Origin of the sequence: Roseobacter sp. MED193, from assembly GCF_000152965.1 — a bacterium.
Taxonomy (GTDB): Bacteria; Pseudomonadota; Alphaproteobacteria; order Rhodobacterales; family Rhodobacteraceae; genus Pseudophaeobacter.
On sequence record NZ_CH902583.1, the window covers coordinates 2,033,051 to 2,051,368 of the forward strand.

The 18,318-nt window shown below is 58.3% G+C and carries 15 protein-coding genes; 10 read left to right on the forward strand and 5 right to left on the reverse strand.

Annotated features, from left to right (window positions below; all coding sequences use genetic code 11):
- Nucleotides 1-105: 105 nt before the first annotated feature.
- From MED193_RS12165 to MED193_RS12215, 10 genes are all read left to right on the forward strand, one after another.
- A complete protein-coding gene (locus tag MED193_RS12165) occupies nucleotides 106-417 on the forward strand; it encodes a phage holin family protein (RefSeq protein ID WP_039966858.1) in 312 nt (103 codons plus the stop codon).
- Nucleotides 418-494: 77 nt separating this feature from the next.
- A complete protein-coding gene (locus MED193_RS22310; RefSeq protein ID WP_050757589.1) occupies nucleotides 495-1,139 on the forward strand; it encodes a TIGR02594 family protein in 645 nt (214 codons plus the stop codon).
- Complete coding sequence (locus tag MED193_RS12175; RefSeq protein WP_009810032.1) at nucleotides 1,136-1,390, forward strand: hypothetical protein; 255 nt, start codon at nucleotides 1,136-1,138, stop codon at nucleotides 1,388-1,390. Before MED193_RS22310 ends, MED193_RS12175 begins: the two co-directional genes overlap by 4 nt.
- Nucleotides 1,391-1,516: 126 nt before the next feature.
- Nucleotides 1,517-1,861, forward strand: a complete 345-nt coding sequence (locus tag MED193_RS12185) for a hypothetical protein (protein ID WP_009810033.1) — start codon at nucleotides 1,517-1,519, stop codon at nucleotides 1,859-1,861.
- A gap of 1 nt (nucleotide 1,862) precedes the next feature.
- Nucleotides 1,863-2,090, forward strand: coding sequence for a hypothetical protein (locus tag MED193_RS12190; RefSeq protein WP_009810034.1), 228 nt, complete (start codon nucleotides 1,863-1,865; stop codon nucleotides 2,088-2,090).
- Nucleotides 2,090-3,349, forward strand: coding sequence for a head decoration protein (locus tag MED193_RS12195; protein WP_009810035.1), 1,260 nt, complete (start codon nucleotides 2,090-2,092; stop codon nucleotides 3,347-3,349). The genes MED193_RS12190 and MED193_RS12195 overlap by 1 nt, the downstream gene beginning before the upstream one ends.
- 158 nt (nucleotides 3,350-3,507) lie before the next feature.
- Nucleotides 3,508-4,269 carry a hypothetical protein gene (locus tag MED193_RS12200; protein WP_009810036.1) on the forward strand — a complete coding sequence of 254 codons (762 nt, stop codon included), beginning with the start codon at nucleotides 3,508-3,510 and terminating at the stop codon, nucleotides 4,267-4,269.
- The gene (locus MED193_RS12205) at nucleotides 4,270-4,701 is read left to right on the forward strand and encodes a hypothetical protein (RefSeq protein ID WP_009810037.1); all 432 of its coding nucleotides are present in this window, start codon (nucleotides 4,270-4,272) and stop codon (nucleotides 4,699-4,701) included.
- Between the two features lie 3 nt (nucleotides 4,702-4,704).
- Nucleotides 4,705-5,211, forward strand: coding sequence for a hypothetical protein (locus MED193_RS12210; protein WP_009810038.1), 507 nt, complete (start codon nucleotides 4,705-4,707; stop codon nucleotides 5,209-5,211).
- 177 nt (nucleotides 5,212-5,388) lie between these two features.
- A complete protein-coding gene (locus MED193_RS12215) occupies nucleotides 5,389-5,685 on the forward strand; it encodes a hypothetical protein (protein WP_009810039.1) in 297 nt (98 codons plus the stop codon).
- Here MED193_RS12215 and MED193_RS12220 read toward each other — a convergent pair.
- From MED193_RS12220 to brxC, 5 genes are read right to left on the reverse strand one after another with little or no spacing between them, the layout of a single operon-like run.
- Nucleotides 5,682-6,635: a COG2958 family protein gene (locus tag MED193_RS12220; protein ID WP_009810040.1), complete on the reverse strand. Its 954-nt coding sequence runs from the start codon at nucleotides 6,633-6,635 to the stop codon at nucleotides 5,682-5,684. The genes MED193_RS12215 and MED193_RS12220 overlap by 4 nt on opposite strands.
- A 54-nt stretch (nucleotides 6,636-6,689) precedes the next feature.
- A complete protein-coding gene (brxL, locus tag MED193_RS12225; protein ID WP_009810041.1) occupies nucleotides 6,690-8,798 on the reverse strand; it encodes a BREX system Lon protease-like protein BrxL in 2,109 nt (702 codons plus the stop codon).
- Between the two features lie 11 nt (nucleotides 8,799-8,809).
- Entirely contained in the window at nucleotides 8,810-11,311 is a 2,502-nt protein-coding gene (pglZ, locus tag MED193_RS12230; RefSeq protein WP_009810042.1) for a BREX-1 system phosphatase PglZ type A, read from the reverse strand.
- Nucleotides 11,311-14,796, reverse strand: coding sequence for a BREX-1 system adenine-specific DNA-methyltransferase PglX (gene pglX, locus MED193_RS12235; RefSeq protein WP_009810043.1), 3,486 nt, complete (start codon nucleotides 14,794-14,796; stop codon nucleotides 11,311-11,313). Before pglX ends, pglZ begins: the two co-directional genes overlap by 1 nt.
- The gene (brxC, locus tag MED193_RS12240) at nucleotides 14,796-18,314 is read right to left on the reverse strand and encodes a BREX system P-loop protein BrxC (protein WP_009810044.1); all 3,519 of its coding nucleotides are present in this window, start codon (nucleotides 18,312-18,314) and stop codon (nucleotides 14,796-14,798) included. Before brxC ends, pglX begins: the two co-directional genes overlap by 1 nt.
- Nucleotides 18,315-18,318: the final 4 nt, after the last annotated feature.

The window sequence follows — 18,318 nt, forward strand, 5'->3', positions numbered from 1 at the left end:
AAATCTGCGTGCAAAACAATACTGAATATCGCTCCTTAAATGGCACCAATCTGAGTCATGTCAAGCCCACGCCTTGATATTGCGCTCCACCGAAAAGGCCCAAACATGCAAGATCCCAGTTTTATTGAAATGATGGACCGGCTGTTTGGCGGGGCGGTGACGACGCTGATCGGGGCTTTTACGGGGCGGCTGATGTATCACTCTGGCGAGGTGAAGCTGGGCAAGCGCCGTTTCTTTGGCAAGGAGCTTTTGTGGGAGATCCCGGTGGCGGTGGGCATGGCGCTGATCGGTGAGGCGGCGGCGAGCTATATGGGGCTTGGCCAGCCGGTCTCGACCGGGTTTGTCGCCACGCTGGCCTATCTGGGGCCGCGCGGCGCGGAGGCGTTGCTCGGCGCGTGGCTCGGCCGCAAGAAATAGCCAAAACAGCCACGATCACACGACACATTGACCGACGCGCCGTCCTTTTGGGCGGCTTTTTATTGCAGGAGGCAGCCATGCGGATTGGCGATCTGATCTATGAGACCGCGAAGGCGGACGAGGGTGTTTGGGAATGGGCCGAGGGGCATAATCCTCGGGTTCTGGCCTATTACCGCGACGCGGGCGTGCCGCAGACCAATGATGAGGTGCCGTGGTGCGCGGCCTTCGTCGGTGCAGTGCTGGCGCGTTGCGGTGTGCAGGGCACGGGCTCGCTCCTGGCGCGCAGCTATGAGAGCTGGGGCACGTCTGTGCCGCTCGATCAGGCGCGGCGCGGCGACGTGGTGATCTTGTCGCGTGGACAGCCGTGGCAGGGCCATGTGGCCTTCTACGAGGGCTCGGCCGGAGGCAATGTCTACCTCCTGGGCGGCAATCAGGGAAACCAGGTGAATGTCACCGCCTACCCGAAGTCGCGCGTGGTCGCGGTGCGCCGGGCGGTTGAGCCGGCGGCGCTGCCCAAGCGGCGCGCGGGCGTGACCGAGAGCACCACGGTGCGCGCGGCGGGGGTTCAGGCCGCGACGTCTGTTGTGGCCGGGCTTGAAGCGCTGCGCTCGCTCGACGGCACCGCGCAGGTCGTGGCGCTTGCGGTGGTGGGCGTGGTGCTGGTCTCGGCCATGTGGATTGCGCGGCGGCGGATCCGCAAAATCTTGGCGGGGCTCGGATGAGCCTGTTCGGGATGGCCTTGGGCGGGACCCAGCGCCGTCTGCTCTATGTCGCCTTGATCGTGCTCGCTGTTTTGGCGGCGGTGTTTGCGATCTGGCGTCATGGCCGCGCGGCCGGGATCGCGCGGTTTGCGGTCAAGCGCGCCGAGGCGCGGATCCGAACAATGAAACAAGCAGCGGAGGTGCGGCGCGATGTGGGTGCGGATGATGATGCTGGCGTGGCTCGCCGGCTCTCTCGCTGGATGCGGGATTAAGGTCGGGACGGGTTGTGATTGGGCTGAGCCCATCCGGCCGTCGCGCGCCGATCAGCTGACGCCGGGCACGCAGCGCCAGATCTTGGTCCACAATGAAACCGGCGCAAAAATCTGCGGGTGGCAACCATGACGACACAAATCTACGAGGGGCCGGCGATCATGATCGGCTATGCCTACCGGCTTCGGCTAGAGGCGGCTGGAGCACTGTTTCCGGAAGGGGCGGCGTTCACTGGCCATGTGCGGGCAAAGCTGGGGGATACGGAGATCCTGGCCACGCTCACCAGTGCCAACGGTGGGCTGGAGCGGGTCTCGGATAGCGCGCTGGATCTGCAGATCGCAGCGGCGGATACCGCCGGCATGGCGGTGGGATCGGTCGTGGTCGATGTGGTGCGCACGGACACGGATCCGGATCGGCACTTGGGCTTTGCGCTCGAGATTCCGGTGATGAGCCCGGTCACGCGAGGGCTGTAGCATGGGGGACAAGATCGAGGTGGTCGGCGCTCGGGTGCCGATCCGCGTCACGGTGTCTGAGGATCTGCCCATTCGGGTGGGGCTTGCCTCGGGTCCTGTGGCGGTGCGGGTGCGGGGTCTGCCTGGGCCTGACGGGGAGACCGGGCCGCAAGGGCCAAAAGGTGACCAGGGCGATCCTGGTGTGACCATTCTACCAACAGACACGCCTATTAATGGAGGGTTCTTCTAATGGCGAACACGATTCAGCTTAAGCGCCGGGTGTCGGGCAATGCCGGCGCGCCGGCTGCGCTCAAGTCGGGCGAGGTCGCCCACAACGAGGTCGATGATACGCTCTATATCGGCAAGGGCGACGATGGCGGCGGCAATGCCACGTCGATCGTGGCGATCGCCGGGTCGGGCGGGTTTGTCGCCAAGACCGGCACGCAGACCATCGCTGGCAAGAAAACCTTTAGCCTGGTGCCGACCGCGTCCCAGGATGCCGCGGCCGGCTCGGACCTGGTGCGCAAGTCGCAGCTCGATACGCTTCTGGGCGGCAAGGCGAACACCAGCCATAGCCATGCCATCGCGGATGTCACCGGGCTGCAGGGCGCGCTTGATGGCAAGGCAGCTGTGAGCCATGACCACACGGCAGCCGAGATCAGCGACAGCACCTCGGCGGGGCGCACTCTTCTGAAGGCGGCCGATGTGGCCGCGCAACACACGGCTCTGGGCCTCGGCACGGCGGCGCTCATGAGCAGCACCGCGTTCGCAGCGGCGGCGCATGGCCATGCCATTTCCGATGTCTCTGGCCTGCAGACGGCGCTCAATGGCAAGGCGCCACTGGCCTCGCCGAGCTTTACCGGCACGCCGGCGGCGCCGACGGCGGCGGGGGGCACCAATACCACGCAAATCGCCACCACCGCCTTTGTGCAGTCGGCGATCGCGAGCTTTGGCGCCGGTGACATGCTGAAAGCGACCTACGACTCGGACAATGACGGCAAGGTCGACGCAGCCGAGCTGGCCGATGCGGTGGCCTGGACTGGGGTGACCGGCAAGCCGGCGACCTTCCCGCCGTCTGCGCATAACCATCCGATCAGCCAGGTGACCGGTCTGCAGTCTGCGCTGGATGCCAAGGCACCGAAAGTCTCGCCGACGTTCACCGGCACGCCGACGGCGCCGACGGCCGCCGGGGGCACCAGCAACACCCAGATCGCCACCACGGCGTTTGTCTCCGCGGCGATTGCGGCGCTGATCGATGCGGCCCCTGGGGCGATGGATACGCTCAATGAGCTGGCGGCAGCACTCGGGGATGATCCGGATTTTGCCACCACGGTGACCAATGGCCTTGCCGGAAAGTTGGAGAAAACCTCCAACCTCTCGGATCTGACAAATGCGGCGACAGCGCGCTCCAACCTGGGGCTTGGCTCTATGGCCACGCAGGCCGCGAACAATGTCGCAATCACCGGCGGCTCGATCTCCGGCATCGCGCTGGATGGCGGGACGTTCTGATCCCGCTGACCTCGTCTAAGGCGTCGCGCCTTTGTCTTGAGCATCAAGAGAAAGGCGAGGCGCGCACCACAGTCATAGGGTGCGCTGCGGTCTGCCAGAAGCTGAGGTCTCAAGGCTTTGGCAGACCGCTTTAGATAGGCAAAAAGGAGGCAGGCCATATGGCTGTGAAGATGAAGCGCTCCGCGGTTGCGGGCAAAGTGCCCACGACCGCGCAGCTCGAGCTTGGGGAGTTGGCCGTCAATACCTATGACGGTCGGCTGTTCCTTAAGCGCGACGATGGCACGGAGGCCATTGTCGAGATCGTGAATTCCGGCCGACTGATCTCGGCCGGCACGGGGCTGACTGGGGGTGGCTCGCTTGCGGCTGATCGCACGCTGGCAGCAGATATCGCGAGCCAGGCGGAGGCGGAGGCTGGCACCGCCAGCAGCAAGCTGATGACGCCCGAGCGCGTGGCGCAGGCCATTGCGGCATTGGGTGGGGCCAGTGAAGAGCTCAGCGCTGGCGATACCATCCGCAGTCGGGTCGATGCTTATGCGCAAAATACAAATCATTACAGTGGTTATGCCACGCGCCACTCGTTCGACTTTGCGCAATCCGGAACGATACGTGTCACATTTGACCGCGCTGCGAGCCATAGTAGCCCTCAGGCGTTGTTCCGCGTGACGCGCCTTCGTGGCGGCGTTGAGACTGTTTTGGGCAGTTGGACAAAAGGCGGCACGGCCTGGACTGCGACAACACTCGATATCGATGTGGTTCCAGCCGACCGCGTGAAAGTTCAATATTCTGCGGTGCGTTCTTGCTCTGGGTGGGGCAAAGAGTCGGTCTGCTACACGAGCTATGCCCGCATTCAGAATGTGCGTTTCCAAACCGGCGGGGAGAACCTGATCCCCGGTGTCTATGCGCCTGTGGAGAACGACTAAATGCAAAACCCGCAATACATGACCGCGGATCAAAGCGTGATCCGTTTTGAGTTGGAGGATGGCGCGCTGCGCATCGTCGATCGCGACGGGCCGTCTGATTTGTTCGCGCGTGCCGAGGCAGGGGAGTTTGGGGCCGTGGCACCGTTTGATCCGGCGCTGGACGTGACACCGCCCGCTGAGCCTGCGATGGCGGTCAGCCGTCTGCAGGCCAAAGCTGCGCTTTTGCAGATGGGGCTTCTCGATCAGGTGGAGACGCTCATGACCGGCCTGGACGCCATGAGCCAGTTGGCCTGGCGTGAGGCGATCTCCTTTGAGCGCAATAGCCCGCTTCTCAATGCGCTGGCGCCCTATCTCAGCTGGCCGGATGGTGCCGCGCTCACGGAGGGCGATATCGACCAGCTGTTCCTTCTTGCACAATCAATCGAGGTCTGACCCATGCGATACGAACAGGTAAAACTCGCCGAGGCAGCCCAGCACTTTGAGCGGCTTTCGCAGATTGTGGCGGATGTTCGGGTTAAAACCGGACGTGAGCCGATCGACGCGATGCCCATGCTAGAGGCCTACGCTAAGCGGGGCGATACGGCTGCTTTGGCCTGGGATGGCGACCAGCTGGTCGGCGTGACCTGCCTTGGCCTTTGCCACCACTTTATCTCCGGGCCGGAATGGATTCCGATCAAGGTGCTTCTGGCGCGTGAGGGCTACGATCTGGGCAAAGTCGGCTGCTCTCACTTCGTCTATCTCATTCCGGACTATTGGGGCGGGGGCGCGACCTTCGCGCTCACTGAAGCCTCACGGCGCAGTCACCCGGCGGTAACGCATACGCTCTCGCATACGCTTCCCTCAAAGGAGATGGAGGATTGGGCCGCGGCGCTGCCGGGGATGGTGGAGGTGGCGCTCAAAGGGCCAGACGGGAAACGCGTGTTTGTGAGGGATGTCTCTTAGGGATTGCCCAGACTCATCGTCAGCGCATCCAATTGACAGCGAAACGTCTGCGCCACAGAGCCCCAAACGCTCGTTTCGAAGCTGCTGATCTCCACCCGCTTCACCGAGAGAGCTTGATATCCTTTTCAGACAGAGCGTTAGTCGCTTCACATATTCACCACAAGAAGGACAAAACCGGTGAGAAAAGCCTATGCAATTCCAAAGATTGAAGATGTCACTTTTGAAGGCTGCTATGCAGACGTACTGCCGCTTTACCTTGATATCTTTGAGCGCTGCATGAAGGCCACAGCGGTCTGTCGTGCCCGCACTGCCATCTTCGACTTGAGCGACTTCACGTGCCTGCAAGATCACGGGATTGGCGAGGGCACGCTTACAATTGAGCGCCGCGATATCCTCAACCAGATACAATGGTTCGGGCGGGTTGTAGCTAGTGACGCTAAGGTCAAAATAATCGGCACCTTGGAAGCTAATTAAGTTTCTTCTTCAAAAGCGTCCCAATCCCGCGGGCGCATTTCACCAGTTTGGTAAAACTGCCGCACACGTACAACATAGTCACGAAAGTCTCTGTTTTCCTGCGTCAGGCGATTGGCAGCGTCCCAGTCAACCTCGCCGCGCTCCCTGGCTGGTATAATGATCTGGCTTTCGATGATGTCTTCTGCGTCTAATTTGATGAATCCAATCCCATGTAGACTCGACAGCATCCGCAATTCTTTGAGCGTATCATAACCTGAGATTTCACTTGCGACGAGATAGCCGAAATTCGCCCACGACGAATTGCTTACAGCTTGGAAAAACACTTCGCGCACATTCGACCGGTTCACCAAAAGCTTGACTTCAAAAGACCAAAGCTTCGTTTTCTTATCTGCATATTGTCTGACACAATCTTTGATCTCTCGATCCCAATCAGCGCTCAAATCCTCCATGCCAACAATATCTGGGTAAAGCCAACGATTGCCCCCTGCCCCTCGGGTATTGCGCGAGCGCCTTTCGTCGATGCGAGCGCTGTAGACGTTCAGCTCGGACAGCAGAAATTTTGAGAGCTTAGGGTATAGATCGTGTTCAGTCAGGGAGCGCGTTTCGGTCGAAGCTTTCATAGCTGGCCCGCCATCCTCGGCTTGCTTAAGCTCCTCTGTGTCTGTGTTACGCGTAAAGTAATACCGGCGCGGCCGACCTTCAGTTGTTTTGATGCCAGAAGATGTTTTGGTCAACCGTGGACGGCTGGCCCCGATTTCCGCCGAAATCTGCTGTATGACGGCAGAATCCGTATCAAGTGGGTTCACCGTTGCTTTCGAATTGTCTTTCTTTGCTTGGCATTCCTCAGGGTAATTTTCAAAAATCCAATGCGCTATTTCTCGCGCGGTGAATTTCTCTTCCGGACGAGTTTCCAAAAAGTCCACAACGGTTTTCACCAAATTCAGTGCCATTTGTTTCGATCCCCATCTTCAAGTTGCGTTACGCGATCCATTAAGCTGGTCAATCTAACCTTTCTCATCACTTAAATAGGTCACGTAGAAGCCCTTGATTAAACGGTGCTCCTGCAACCGATCACTGAGCGAAAACCCGTCCTTCTTGATCGGCGCCTGGAAAATATCGAGGCCACGATCCAGCACGATCTTCCAGCCAGTATCGGTTACGATATCACGCGCATGCGCTGTTCCTGTGCCGTCGAAGGCCCAAGTGAATTCGACGCCCGAGCCGACACAGGCGTCCACGATCGAGTCCAGCAATTCTCGTTGCTTGCCGACATTGCCATCATCCGGCCCTGTCACGAGATGAACGCTGACCTGGTCCTCGGGCGATTTCCGCCGAATTACCATTTCAACGAATTCCATCATGTTTCGGATTTGATAGAAGTATCGGACATAGGGGTCTGTCACGATAATCTTTGATGCGCCTTCAATGTAAGGACCGAAGAGCAGATCGTAGCTGATACCCTTGCGATCCTCTGTGAAGACATGATGGCCTTCTTCGAGAATGGGCTTCGCCTCTGCCTTGACAGGGCGCGCAGCCTCCGAAGCGGACCCTGACGTCGATGCCCCTTCGTTACCGGCAGATGTGGGCTCACCAGCACCAGCTGACGTCTCTGACTGTTCCTGCTCCTTGGGATCCAGCGCAGGCTTGAGATGATAGAACTGCGGGTATTCTTCCTCCTCTACCGTGGTCACACGGCGCTTGGTCCCGTCCGTGCCAAGGTAGTGAAAATCAACCTCGGGATAGGTGCTGTCGATGCGGGCTAGTTGATCCTTGACCCGCTTGCGGCTCTCCATGGCTAGGCGCAGTAACTCCTCGACATCCTCTGCTGTCTCGCCGCCATTCGGGAAGATCAGCTTCAGAAGGCCCGACATCGTCTTGTAGATGGCATCCCGATCCCGCGTCGAAATCTTCTCGCTGATCTTGAAATGCTGGTCCGGCCGGTGCGAGAAATCCTCCTGGCGCAGGTGGCGCAGGATCTCGGCGAGGTAGTCGACTATGAAGCCATATCCCTTGGTGAACATCTCGCCGCGGATCACGTCGATTTCCCAGCCGGGCAGATAGGCATGGAGACGATCGATGAAGGCCGAGTCATGGAACTGCGGCGGCAGGGCCTCAAAGAGGTCGCTGTTTTTCAGCATGAAGGGCACGTTGTGGTCGGTGTTGCCCACAAACGCGAAACTGGCCTCGGCCCCCATCGGGTTCACCCCCCGGGAGAAGGTCTTGTTGGCCATATAGTTTTTCATGATGTCGACCAGCGCCTTGTTCGCTGTCTTTTCCCGACCGGCGAATTCATCAAAGGCCACGACATCCCAATAGCCGACAAGGCCAATGCGGCCGTTCGAGTTGTTCACAAAGAGCTTCGGGATCGTCACCTCGCCACCTGAGATCAGCTGACCGTGTGGCGAGAACTCCGAGTAGATGTGCGACTTACCGGTCCCTTTGGGCCCCAGCTCGATGATGTTGTAATTGCGTTCAACGAACGGGATCAGTCGCATCAGCTGCAAGAGCTTCGCCCGACGCCCAAAGGCCTCCGGGTTGAACCCGATGCTCTGCATCAGGAGGTCAATCCAATCGTCAGTATTGAAGCTGCCCCGCGCCTCGCGGTAGCCCTCATAGTCGACCTTGGCGATCTGGATGGGCTTGATGGTCTCGAGGATCCACGGCGAGATGCGCGCATCTTCCGAGAACTCGTATTGCACATCCGCAATGCACCAGACGCCCGTCACCAGCAGCTTTGGGTGCGCTTTGATCGTGCCGCTGTCGACCGCAACCTTCTTGATGCCGAGGTTGTCGAAGGTCGCTTCGTAGCTATCGGTCTTCTCGTTCAATGACACGCTGATCTGGTCGATGACCTTGTAGCCGCCCTTTTCCTTGATCGTTGACTGGATTAGCCCCGCTTCGCTGCGGTGGACATAATGCTTGCGCAGTATTTCTTTGACAGTCTCGATGCCGGTCGCGATCGACGCCTCGTCGTCTGTGGCGCAATACTGGCCGAGGAGATACTCGAGCACATAGGTCGGAACGATCGCGTTGCCCTTGACCGCCTTCACCAGGTCCTTGCGCACGACAAAGCCCGCGAAATGTTCATTGATCCTGGCGTCGAGATCACTCATGGGCCCGCTCCTCAAAAGTCAAAATCGGTTGTGATGCCACGTTTCAACTGGAAGCGATGGCTTGTGTAGTCCTGATAGTGACTGGTCTTACCAACCCGCTCGCGCAGTTTCAGGAATACATCTTGGTTATTGAATTTGTCCGCCTCACGCGACAGCAGGAACTTCCGGGGCATTTCGCGCTCACGGGCGTTCTCAGAGGTGAAATCAAACTGCAGGACATGCTCGTCTGAAATCAGCGTGTCATCGGCGGCATAGATACCCGCGACCAGCTCGCGCGCCTGCATCTTCTCGGAAACCGGTTGCGCTTGGTAGAAGATCACCGCCGTCTGCCCAGAAGTGATTTGGCTGCGGCCAGATACGATGATCTGCACCTCAACCTGGTTCACATCCGCCTCGCGCTGCTTTCCAACACGTATGACAGGGATAACGATTTCCTGCAGCGACGCACCGCCATGGACAAAGCGGCTGCCCGCCCCTTTGACGCGCAGGCGGTTTATCGAGTTCGGGATCAGGACATCGAGGTCGCCCGCAAGACCGAGCTCGGCCGAGGTGAATTTCTTCACGCCCGCAGCTTCTTCGAGGCCACGACCGATGACGAAGCGGCGATTGCGCAGCAGGATTTCATCGCCCTTAGGATCAGCAACCGCGAAGTCGCTCTCATCCAGCGCTCGGTGCTGATAGAGGAAGCCATGATCTGCCGTGATCAGGATGTTCGAGAAGTTTGCCGATGTCAGCTTCCGAACGAGCTTGGTCAGTTCCTCGATCGCATCCTCGGCGGCCTTGGGCAGCTGATCCTCGGTTTGCAGCTTATCGCCAATCGCATCGATCAGGTTGTGATAGATGTAGACCACGTCATTGTCGCGGAAGAGCTCTTTGCCCTCATCGACCCGCATATCGAGCACATCGCGTGCGGATAGAGCCTTGGCGCGGTCGCCTACACGTCCTGTTGCCAAGTGCTTCTCGCGCGCGGCAAGGCCTTGTGTGCTTTCGCCGCACGTCAAGATCGCGCCGCTGCCATCAGAAGCGAAAGACAGCTCCCTGTTCGGCAAAAGTGCCGCCATCCCGAGCTGTGTATAGCTGGGTAGCGCGCTGATCATGGGCTTCAGTTCCGCATCAAATCGGTTCAGTGCTCGGATCCGGCGTAGGCATTCCTCGGCCACCTCGAAGCGCAGTGCGTCCGAAATTATGACCACGACCTTCTGATCGCGACGGCGGAACTCTGCGGCCTGTTCGATATAGAAGGCGCTCTGGCGTGCGTAACCTGGGATTGTCCAATCGGTCAGTCCGGCAACCTGATCCTGCCAGGCGTCATTCAGCTTCAACAGGAAGCTATTGGTGTATCGGTTCTCCACCGCCTCGTAGAGTTCCGAAAGCAGCGAGGCATGGCCACTGCGCTGCATGTGGTAGATGAATTTGCGATAGAGCTGGTCGAGCTTGTACCAGCTGCTGACATACCGCTTCACCCCCTCGGCAGGGCTCGTCATCCCGAGATTGGCCTCTGCTAGAGCCTGCTGGAATTCGGTGGCGAAGCCGATCGCCTGATAGATGTCCGTATAGGAGCCATACCAATGGCTCTGCCGGCGCTCGCGCACCCATTTCAGGACCTCAGACGCGCTGACCGTCTGCGTCGACATAGCATGCACCAACTGCCGAATGATGTGTCGGTCGATTTCCTCGAAATGGTCGACGGCCATGACCGCACGGAAGTCGCGCTTGGACAAGTCTTCTGGGATCTTCAGCAAGCCCTGATAGCGCGCAGCCAGCGTCTCGAACGCCTCTTCCCAATGGCGGTTGTTCTTCCAACGCCGGAAGACCAAGAGAGCCTCGGCGTTCAACTTTCCATCTTCGCCCAGCGCCCGCAGGTAGGCCGACTGGAAGAGCGCGATCGCGAAGTCTTCAAGATCGGGCTGGTCCGGCTGATAGTCATAGGCATTGCCAACCTGCTTCCAGAACACCTCAGTCAGTCCAGATCGCTCGATGAGCCGCATCGCATCGTCGCGGCCCTCTGCTAATTCGCTCAGGAGCGCCTCGACCACTGTATCAAGCCCACCCTCGGCGCCAGCACACACGGCCAGCATGCGCAGTCGAACCTGCGACTGGGTATCTGCCGCATGCAAAAGCCGTTTCAGCTCAGCCACACGCGCTTTGGAGCGATAAAACTCCATGTGATCACGCACGACGCTTTCGAACTGTGGCGGCAGGCCCAGCTCACCCAGCCATATGCCAGCTTGATCCGCCTTGAACACCGCCGTTGCCAGTTGCAGGTCCAGCAGCCAGTTTGCCGCATTCCCGGGCTCTGGCCCGTCATGGAACACCAAGAACTTCGCGGTCGGCTCCTGCCGCAGCATCCGGTGCTTTAGGCCGAACTGGTTGTTGGCGACCTCCACTTTGGTCACCCCAGCCAGATCAACCGCATCGAACTCCCCCCGCATATCGCGCGCGTCGTCATACCAGAAGACGATGCGATGCTCGTCAAAGAGCCGTTCCAGGCTGGCGGTGATCCGATCCGTCATCAGCTCACCCCAACGATCTTTTTCAACGCAGCGCCGAATTTCGGATAGTTCGCCTTTACCCCATCATCGAGGTCAATCTCGATCTTGGCCTGCGCCAGCGGGAAGACGACATCGCGTTCCCATTCGTTCAGCTCGTCGATCTGCTTGGCGATGACCGCCATGTCTTTCAACGCCTTTGTGCGCTGGCCCTGGCTGGCGCTCGGATCATCGGACAGCTTTTCCAGCCGCCCACGTTCACCTTCAAGCTTGCTGATGAACTCGCGCAGGTAGTCGTTCAGCAGGACCGAGACGGTGTCGGGCCGGTAGCGGTGCATGTAGATCAGCGCATTGAACGTCCCCTTGGGGCTGGAGAACATCCAGTAGATCGGGCGCTTTTTATACCGCTTCACGTGATCGGCGTAGAAATCCTTGGTGAAATACTTACGGATGTCCTTGCCAAGCGCGTCCTCGATATAGCGCAGGTTCTCGCGGAAATGCGCCTCGCCGAAGGTGGTGCGCAGGAACAGGCGGAAGCGGTCGGTAATGTCGTCGGCGAACCAGTCGGCGTCGAGCACGGGGATGACGTTGTCTTCGTCCAGCATGAACGTCGGTTCCGGCACGCGGGCGAGGTAGTCGGCCAGTGTCTCGCCTTGGTTGGCAAGGATCAGCCCGGGGGTATCGATGCTGTAGCGGCCGAACATGCAGCCCACGGCGTAGGAGAGGAACTCGGCCATGGTGTCGGCGCGCAGGCGGGTCTCGTTGGCCGCGTCATCATTCTTGATGCCATAGCGATAGGCGGGGTTGCAGGTGAGGGTGATCTCATTCAGTGGCACCTCGGGGGTCAGCTCGTCTTGCAGACCGTAGGCGTCGATGAAGATGCGGTTGTTCTCTTCCTCCAGCCGCTGCATCTCGTCCGTCATGGACTGCCAATGGGCGCTTAGCGTGGCGTAGCTGTCCGCCAGCGTCTCGCCGCGATGATCAGACGAAAGCAACGGGAGCGAGGTGAAATTCCAAGAAGTTTCGTAGGCGTCCCAGTCTGACCGAGAGAGCGCAATCAGATCTTTGAAAATATGGCGGTTTTGCTTGGCTGTATTTGATAGGTCTGGAAAACGACCAATATTTCCCACTTCAAGATTAAGTGTTGGATTTACGATTTTTGCAACGGCGGAAAACATCTTACTGTTCAGCATTAAGCAAATATTCTCAAGCGCGCTCCCATCCTCATGAAAAATTGAATGCCCCGCCTGATCAAACAGAAATCCTCGATCATAGTATCGATAAGAATTTAATGAGCTGCCAATTCTTGACCAACTAATCGCTTCTCTAAAATAAAATTGACGTGATGGGCAATGATTGCCCATCTTAGCCAGCACCTCAAAATCCGCTCTATTGAAGTTTATGGCAAATATTCTATTGCCATACCACTTCCTATAGTCTCCACCTTTATTGTAAGGAAACCAACGGCTTCCTGACTGAAATGCAGATTCCATTGAACCTGAAAATTCTTCAAAATTGCCTATAGATACTTCAGACCAAATTCTAATGAAGCGATCATTATCACCAGTGGCCATCCCTTGGCGTGCATCAAAACCTTCGCTGATATTTTTATTTTTGGCAAAGACATTTCGCACGCGGGCGGAGGCCCAATAAGCAATTGGAATCCCTTGAATTTTCTCAAAATCATTTGCAGAGGCCCGATAGAACCAGCCACGATCTCGTTGTTTTGAGTTTCGCTCGTTTTGAGGAGGGAAAGTGACAGGGATTTTTTCCTCAGATAAGTCTTCGTAGTCTACATAGAAAAAGTTGCCTGGCTGGGAGGTGTTTTGCCCTTGCTTCCAAACCGTAGCGCTCGTGCCAAAAGCAATCCCCATAACCATGTTGCCCATATGGGCCATGTTCACGATATGGCTTTGCTCATTAAGTTTGATGCGGAGTTTCTCGTAGGAAGAAAGAAACATCCATGATTGCATCGTGACCATCGCAGAGTATCCATTGCGCTGGATAAAATCGAAACCTCTCTCAATGAATGCAGCAAACATATCTGACTTGCTGTCGGGATATTCCTTCTTGGCGTAGTCCCCAAGAGGCCCGTTCATCCCTTTTCCGCCCATGTAAGGCGGGTTCGCCACTACAACATGATATTTGGAGGAGAGTGCCTCAGACATCCGAAGGACTGTCAGCAACCGTTCCCGCAACTTGGCACGGAACATGTCGCCACCAAGATCCTGTTCCTCAACCACTCGCAGGCATTCCTGAGGGTCTTTTAGTTTCGGGATGATGAGAGAACCAAAGTTCTTGGCTTGCTCAAACTGGGTAAGGGTTGCCCGCAAATCTGCCGTGAACAGGCTGCGTCCAACCATGGCTTCTATGTCTTGGAGTTCTGCTGGCTCGAAGCTGACTTTCTTCAGAACGCAGATATCGGGCTTCGTCTCCATCCGCAGGAAACGGCGGCGACCAAGCTTTTCAGCGGCTTTCATCGCCAACGCAAACGCTGCCAGCGCCCCAGCGCGGTCGTCAATCTCCGTCCCAGTCAGGTTGTGCGTCAGGATCAGCGCGGGGATCTCTGTCGCGTCATAGCCCTCTTCCTCGTAGATGGCGTAGAGCAGGTCGAAGGCATAGGTCAGCATGTGGCCCGACCCGCATGCCGGATCGCAGACCTTGATCTCCTCGGGCTTGGCGATCTTCAGGAAATCCATCTCGGGTTCTTCCGGCGCGATGTAGTAGTCCATCCGCTCGGCCAGTTTTGAGCCCGGCCGGTTCAGCAGCCACAGCCGCCCCAGCGAGTTCTCCACCAGGTAGCGGACGATCCAGTGCGGGGTGAAGAGCTGCGTCGCGGCCGGGATGTTCTCGGCCGTGATTTTCTGGTTCTTCTTGAGCCCCGCGAAGACCTGATCCTTCTTCTCCGAGATGTAGAACTGGTAGAGCCAGCCGATGATCTCGACGTCCTGACAGGCGTCTTCGGTCATGACCTTGCGCAGCTCGGCAAGGATCGAGGATTGCGACAGCATATCCTCGGGCATCAGGAGTTCGGTGTAGTCATCCAGCTCCTCGAACAGGAACGGCATCGGCCCGTGCCACTGATTGCAGGCATGTACCAACAGCAGGCGGTAGGCCTCGGCCTGCGGATCAGAAGACGGGGTGCGGCCATCGAGAAGCGCCGCGATGCTCCCCGGCGCGTCCTCGGGCAGGTTCCCCGCCATCGCCTCAGCCAATATCTCGGGCCGTGTCTGCCCTTCCGCTGGGGATACAACCCCAACAGTCGTGTAGCCATTGGCATCCATGAAGCGCAGCGCGGTGAAGCGGTTGAACCAGGTATAAGCCACCTGCTCGATCAACTGCGCCTTACCATCCCGCGCGATCGCGGCGTCGAGCTCCTTCATTGCCTGCGGATGCTCCCGCCGCGCAGGCGAGGCCGGATCAAGCAAAAGATCAAGCTTGGAGCGGACCTGTTCGATCAACAGATTACGGGCGGATTGGGCAAACTTCTTCAGCGCGTTCGTGTCCATCAGACAATCACCTTCTTGCCCGCGCGGATCTGCTCCAGCAGGGTCTTTTTCATTTCTTCGACGTATTGTTCGACGTCAGCCTCTTCAGTCAGGTAGGGCTTGGCGAAACCCACCTTGATTTCTGAGGCGTTAACGTAAGTGGTCTGCGGTGGCTCCGGCTGTGGCGGCCCGGGCGGGACGAGTTTTGGATCGACAACCGGTCGGTTCAGTCGCTCAACCTCCGCCAAAATGCGTGGCAACAGGTCGAGCTTCGCTCCATTCGCCCGATCGCGCAGGATCGGGATCATCTTGACGCTATCGAGCCCAGATTTGTGGCTATCGATGTTGCGTTTGATGTGCGCTTGATCATCTGCAGAAAGCGCCTGGAACTCTGGCGTCTGCGTGACCTTGGCTGCGCAATCCTCGACCGCCGCGATGACGGCTTTGCGCTCCTCAAGCACCGTCAACTCCACACGGTCTTTCAGCCCATAGAGATCGGATTTAAGCGCCTGAATGGCGGTGCCCTTGTAGCAAGCAGGATCAGCCAAAGCGCGGGCCAGTGCTTCGCCAGCCGCCGCATCCACGTAGGAAATATTGGCTTCCTGATCACGTAGAAATTCGCGCGCATCGTCATAGATTTCGCGCTGGGAACCGCCCATGAAGCTGCGGATTTTGTCGAGGACTTCTTCCTTGGCGTCGAGAAGGTCATCTTCCTGCGCCGCGGGCTCGGTGATGTACCAAGTCGCGGGCTTCCCCACCATTGCAGCAATCTTTGTCGCCAATGGCTCGAGCGCCACCACAAACGGGTACTGCGCTTTCTGCGCCAGCATTTTGCCCAGGTCTTCAGAGAGCGTGCGCGTGCTCTCCAGCCATTCCGCGCCGATCGTCCGCGCGTCAGTGCCATCTGAGGGAAGGTCAAACAGCTCCTTGTAGAGCTCTTTCGCCTTCCGGATCTGAGCCGAAGTAAATTCGGTCTGTGGGGTGAGCAAGATATTGGCCAGGGCATGGCTGTTGTTCAGCGCCTTGGCGAGTTCTGCGCGCTCAAGCACGGTGCCGTCCGAGCGGGCTTCCAGCTTGCCTTTGCCCGAGAGACTGGCCGCGAGGCACAGAATAGCTGTTGTCGGCCAACCGTAGGGTTTGCCACCAAAGCGTTCGGTGAGATATTTCACCGAGACCTTCACGCCGTTGCGGGCCTGCGACTGGACGTAGTTCAGCACATCCTGCTCGGCCTCAGTAAGCCCCTCGCCATTGTTGCCGAAGAGCCCACTCTCGGGCGTTGCCGCTTTCAGGATGTCGGCTTCGGCATAGGTTACGCCTCGCAGCATCGGCAGGTTGACATAGACCTTGTCGACAAGGCCCTGGAAGCCTTTCACGATCCGGTCCTGGGGCTCCTCGCCCCCGATATCGAGCTCATCGCCCCGCACAAACATCCGCGTCTCTGCCATCAGCTTGCGTAGGCGCAGTTCGAGGTCCTTGTAGCGACGGCTGTTTTGATCCCCCTTCTCGGCCACGATGCGATCACGGCCTGGCTGCTGGGAACCCGCACGGGCTTGGCGGATGAACTTGTCGGTCTGCTTGAAGAGCGTCAGGTCGCGGATGAACCGCACATCGGGTTGCAGCACGACCGCCAATTCTTCCCGGCTCATGTTCCGCATGCGCACCGCTTCGGGTGATGCAACATCATCATTGAACGGACTGATCACGTTGATGGAAAGCTCGTACTCCCGGCCCAGCAGGTGATCGTCGAGCTTGCGGCTAAAGCTGTATTCATTGCCAGTGGTCAGATGCTTGATCTTGCGGTGACGCAGGATTGTATCGAACGCCAGCGTCTCCATTTCCTTGGAAAGCTCTGAGGGGTCGACATCCAGGGCCTTGATTTCCGCTTCGACGTCCTTCTCTTCGTTCGTCAGGAACTCATAGACCTCGCCGTTGCGCTGAATAAGCGTGTTGCGCTCGAGGAAAGACAGCGCCTCCTCGATCTTGCGCCGCTGCTTGACCTGATCGGTGTCGAACTCGGAGAGCAGCAGCACGCTGATGTTGCGAACCGTCGGCTTGAACTCCTTGACATATTTCACGAGGAAGAGCGCCTTCAGCACACGAACCGCGAAGGGGTCGATGTCCTGGATTTCCTTCTCGGCAATCTGGATCGACTGCTGGACGGCGGATTTGAGGGCCGTGCGGATGCCCTCGAACATGAGATCAAAGGTGGCGAGGCCGCCTACTGGTTGGTCTGCCATCTTCTTGGCGACCTCTTGGAACACGCCCAACATCGAGCGCTCACCGACCGAGCTGTGCTTTCCCTCAAAGGCGTTGTGCTGCGAGAGCGACGTGATCGCCATCTGGAACAGCATGTATTGATAAGGCGGGAACGGGTAGCTCGAGACGAAATGGGCACGCCCATCAAAGTTCTTCAGCTTGATCGACCCGTCCGTGAAATCAAACAGGGTCTTGAGGTTGTTCTCTTCACGATCGTGCAGGTTGCCAAGTCGCACCTGGCCTTCGTCGGTCTTCGACAGAAGGCGGCGCTGGATGACTTCGGCCACATCAGCCGAGTTCAGGGGCATCTTCACACCGAAGCGCGCCATGATCTTCGAGAAGTCTTGCGACTGAAACGCCTTCCCGTCCCCGATGATGGCTTCCATGTCCTGCTGCGAGGTCACGATGACCCAGGCCTGGCCTTTACACTTCGTGTTCAGGCTTTCGGCGATCGTCTGCAGGTTCGTCATCAGCTTGACGTTTTCAGCGATGTACTGGCCTACCTCGTCCACGAAGAAGTTCAGTCGGAACTTCGGCGCCTGCTTGTCGATCCAAGCCTTCACCTTGTTGGCGAAGTCCTCAATCGAAACGCGGGTGTCGGCGCGGTACTGTCCCAAAATGTCCGCCGCATCTGCTGGGTCGCCGCCTGTCACGGATGCGAAGGCGGTGGCGATGTTTTTGCGCTCGAGCGCTGCCTGTTCGCGGCCGCGCTCCCAAGGCTTGCCTGCGGCAGCAGCATAGGCGTCCTTAAACGCTGCCAGCTGGCCGCGATCATCGAGGTCGCGCTCAAACTGCGCGATATGGGGCAGCTTGCCGTAGTAGCCGCAGGCCTCGTCAAAGACCTTCTGGAACACGGAAAGCAGCGCATCCACATCGGTCTTCGAGATGACGTCAGCCTTCTGGTCGATGTTGAAGAGGATCGACTTTGACGGCACGGAGACGGCTTTGCGCAACGCGCCCAAGAGCATTGGCTGACCGGTCAGCTTTTCCTCGAAAAGGTCAAAAGCCTGCGTGCCATCGATTTCCCGATTTTCCATAAGTAGGGCCAGCATCTTGAGCAGGTGCGACTTACCCGAGCCAAAGAAGCCAGAAATCCAGACACCGTTGGCGGTGTCGTAGTTATTATAGGCATCGAGGAAGGTCTCGAGGCGTTTGCCGATTTCGTCTGTGATGACGTACTCGTCGAGCTCGATGCGCAGGCTCGCTTCATCGTCAGCCTTGATCACGCCATCAATCGGGCGGTCAACGGGCTTGGCGAAAATGGTTCTCAGAGCAGTGGTCATCGGG

What these genes read in the sequence shown, in the direction of transcription:
- MED193_RS12165 (WP_039966858.1), top strand. Translation starts at nt 106, where the DNA reads ATGCAAGATCCCAGTTTTATTGAAATGATGGACCGGCTGTTTGGCGGG.
- MED193_RS22310 (WP_050757589.1), top strand. Translation starts at nt 495, where the DNA reads ATGCGGATTGGCGATCTGATCTATGAGACCGCGAAGGCGGACGAGGGT.
- MED193_RS12175 (WP_009810032.1), top strand. Translation starts at nt 1,136, where the DNA reads ATGAGCCTGTTCGGGATGGCCTTGGGCGGGACCCAGCGCCGTCTGCTC.
- MED193_RS12185 (WP_009810033.1), top strand. Translation starts at nt 1,517, where the DNA reads ATGACGACACAAATCTACGAGGGGCCGGCGATCATGATCGGCTATGCC.
- MED193_RS12190 (WP_009810034.1), top strand. Translation starts at nt 1,863, where the DNA reads ATGGGGGACAAGATCGAGGTGGTCGGCGCTCGGGTGCCGATCCGCGTC.
- MED193_RS12195 (WP_009810035.1), top strand. Translation starts at nt 2,090, where the DNA reads ATGGCGAACACGATTCAGCTTAAGCGCCGGGTGTCGGGCAATGCCGGC.
- MED193_RS12200 (WP_009810036.1), top strand. Translation starts at nt 3,508, where the DNA reads ATGGCTGTGAAGATGAAGCGCTCCGCGGTTGCGGGCAAAGTGCCCACG.
- MED193_RS12205 (WP_009810037.1), top strand. Translation starts at nt 4,270, where the DNA reads ATGCAAAACCCGCAATACATGACCGCGGATCAAAGCGTGATCCGTTTT.
- MED193_RS12210 (WP_009810038.1), top strand. Translation starts at nt 4,705, where the DNA reads ATGCGATACGAACAGGTAAAACTCGCCGAGGCAGCCCAGCACTTTGAG.
- MED193_RS12220 (WP_009810040.1), bottom strand. Translation starts at nt 6,635, where the DNA reads ATGGCACTGAATTTGGTGAAAACCGTTGTGGACTTTTTGGAAACTCGT.
- brxL (WP_009810041.1), bottom strand. Translation starts at nt 8,798, where the DNA reads ATGAGTGATCTCGACGCCAGGATCAATGAACATTTCGCGGGCTTTGTC.
- pglZ (WP_009810042.1), bottom strand. Translation starts at nt 11,311, where the DNA reads ATGACGGATCGGATCACCGCCAGCCTGGAACGGCTCTTTGACGAGCAT.
- pglX (WP_009810043.1), bottom strand. Translation starts at nt 14,796, where the DNA reads ATGGACACGAACGCGCTGAAGAAGTTTGCCCAATCCGCCCGTAATCTG.
- brxC (WP_009810044.1), bottom strand. Translation starts at nt 18,314, where the DNA reads ATGACCACTGCTCTGAGAACCATTTTCGCCAAGCCCGTTGACCGCCCG.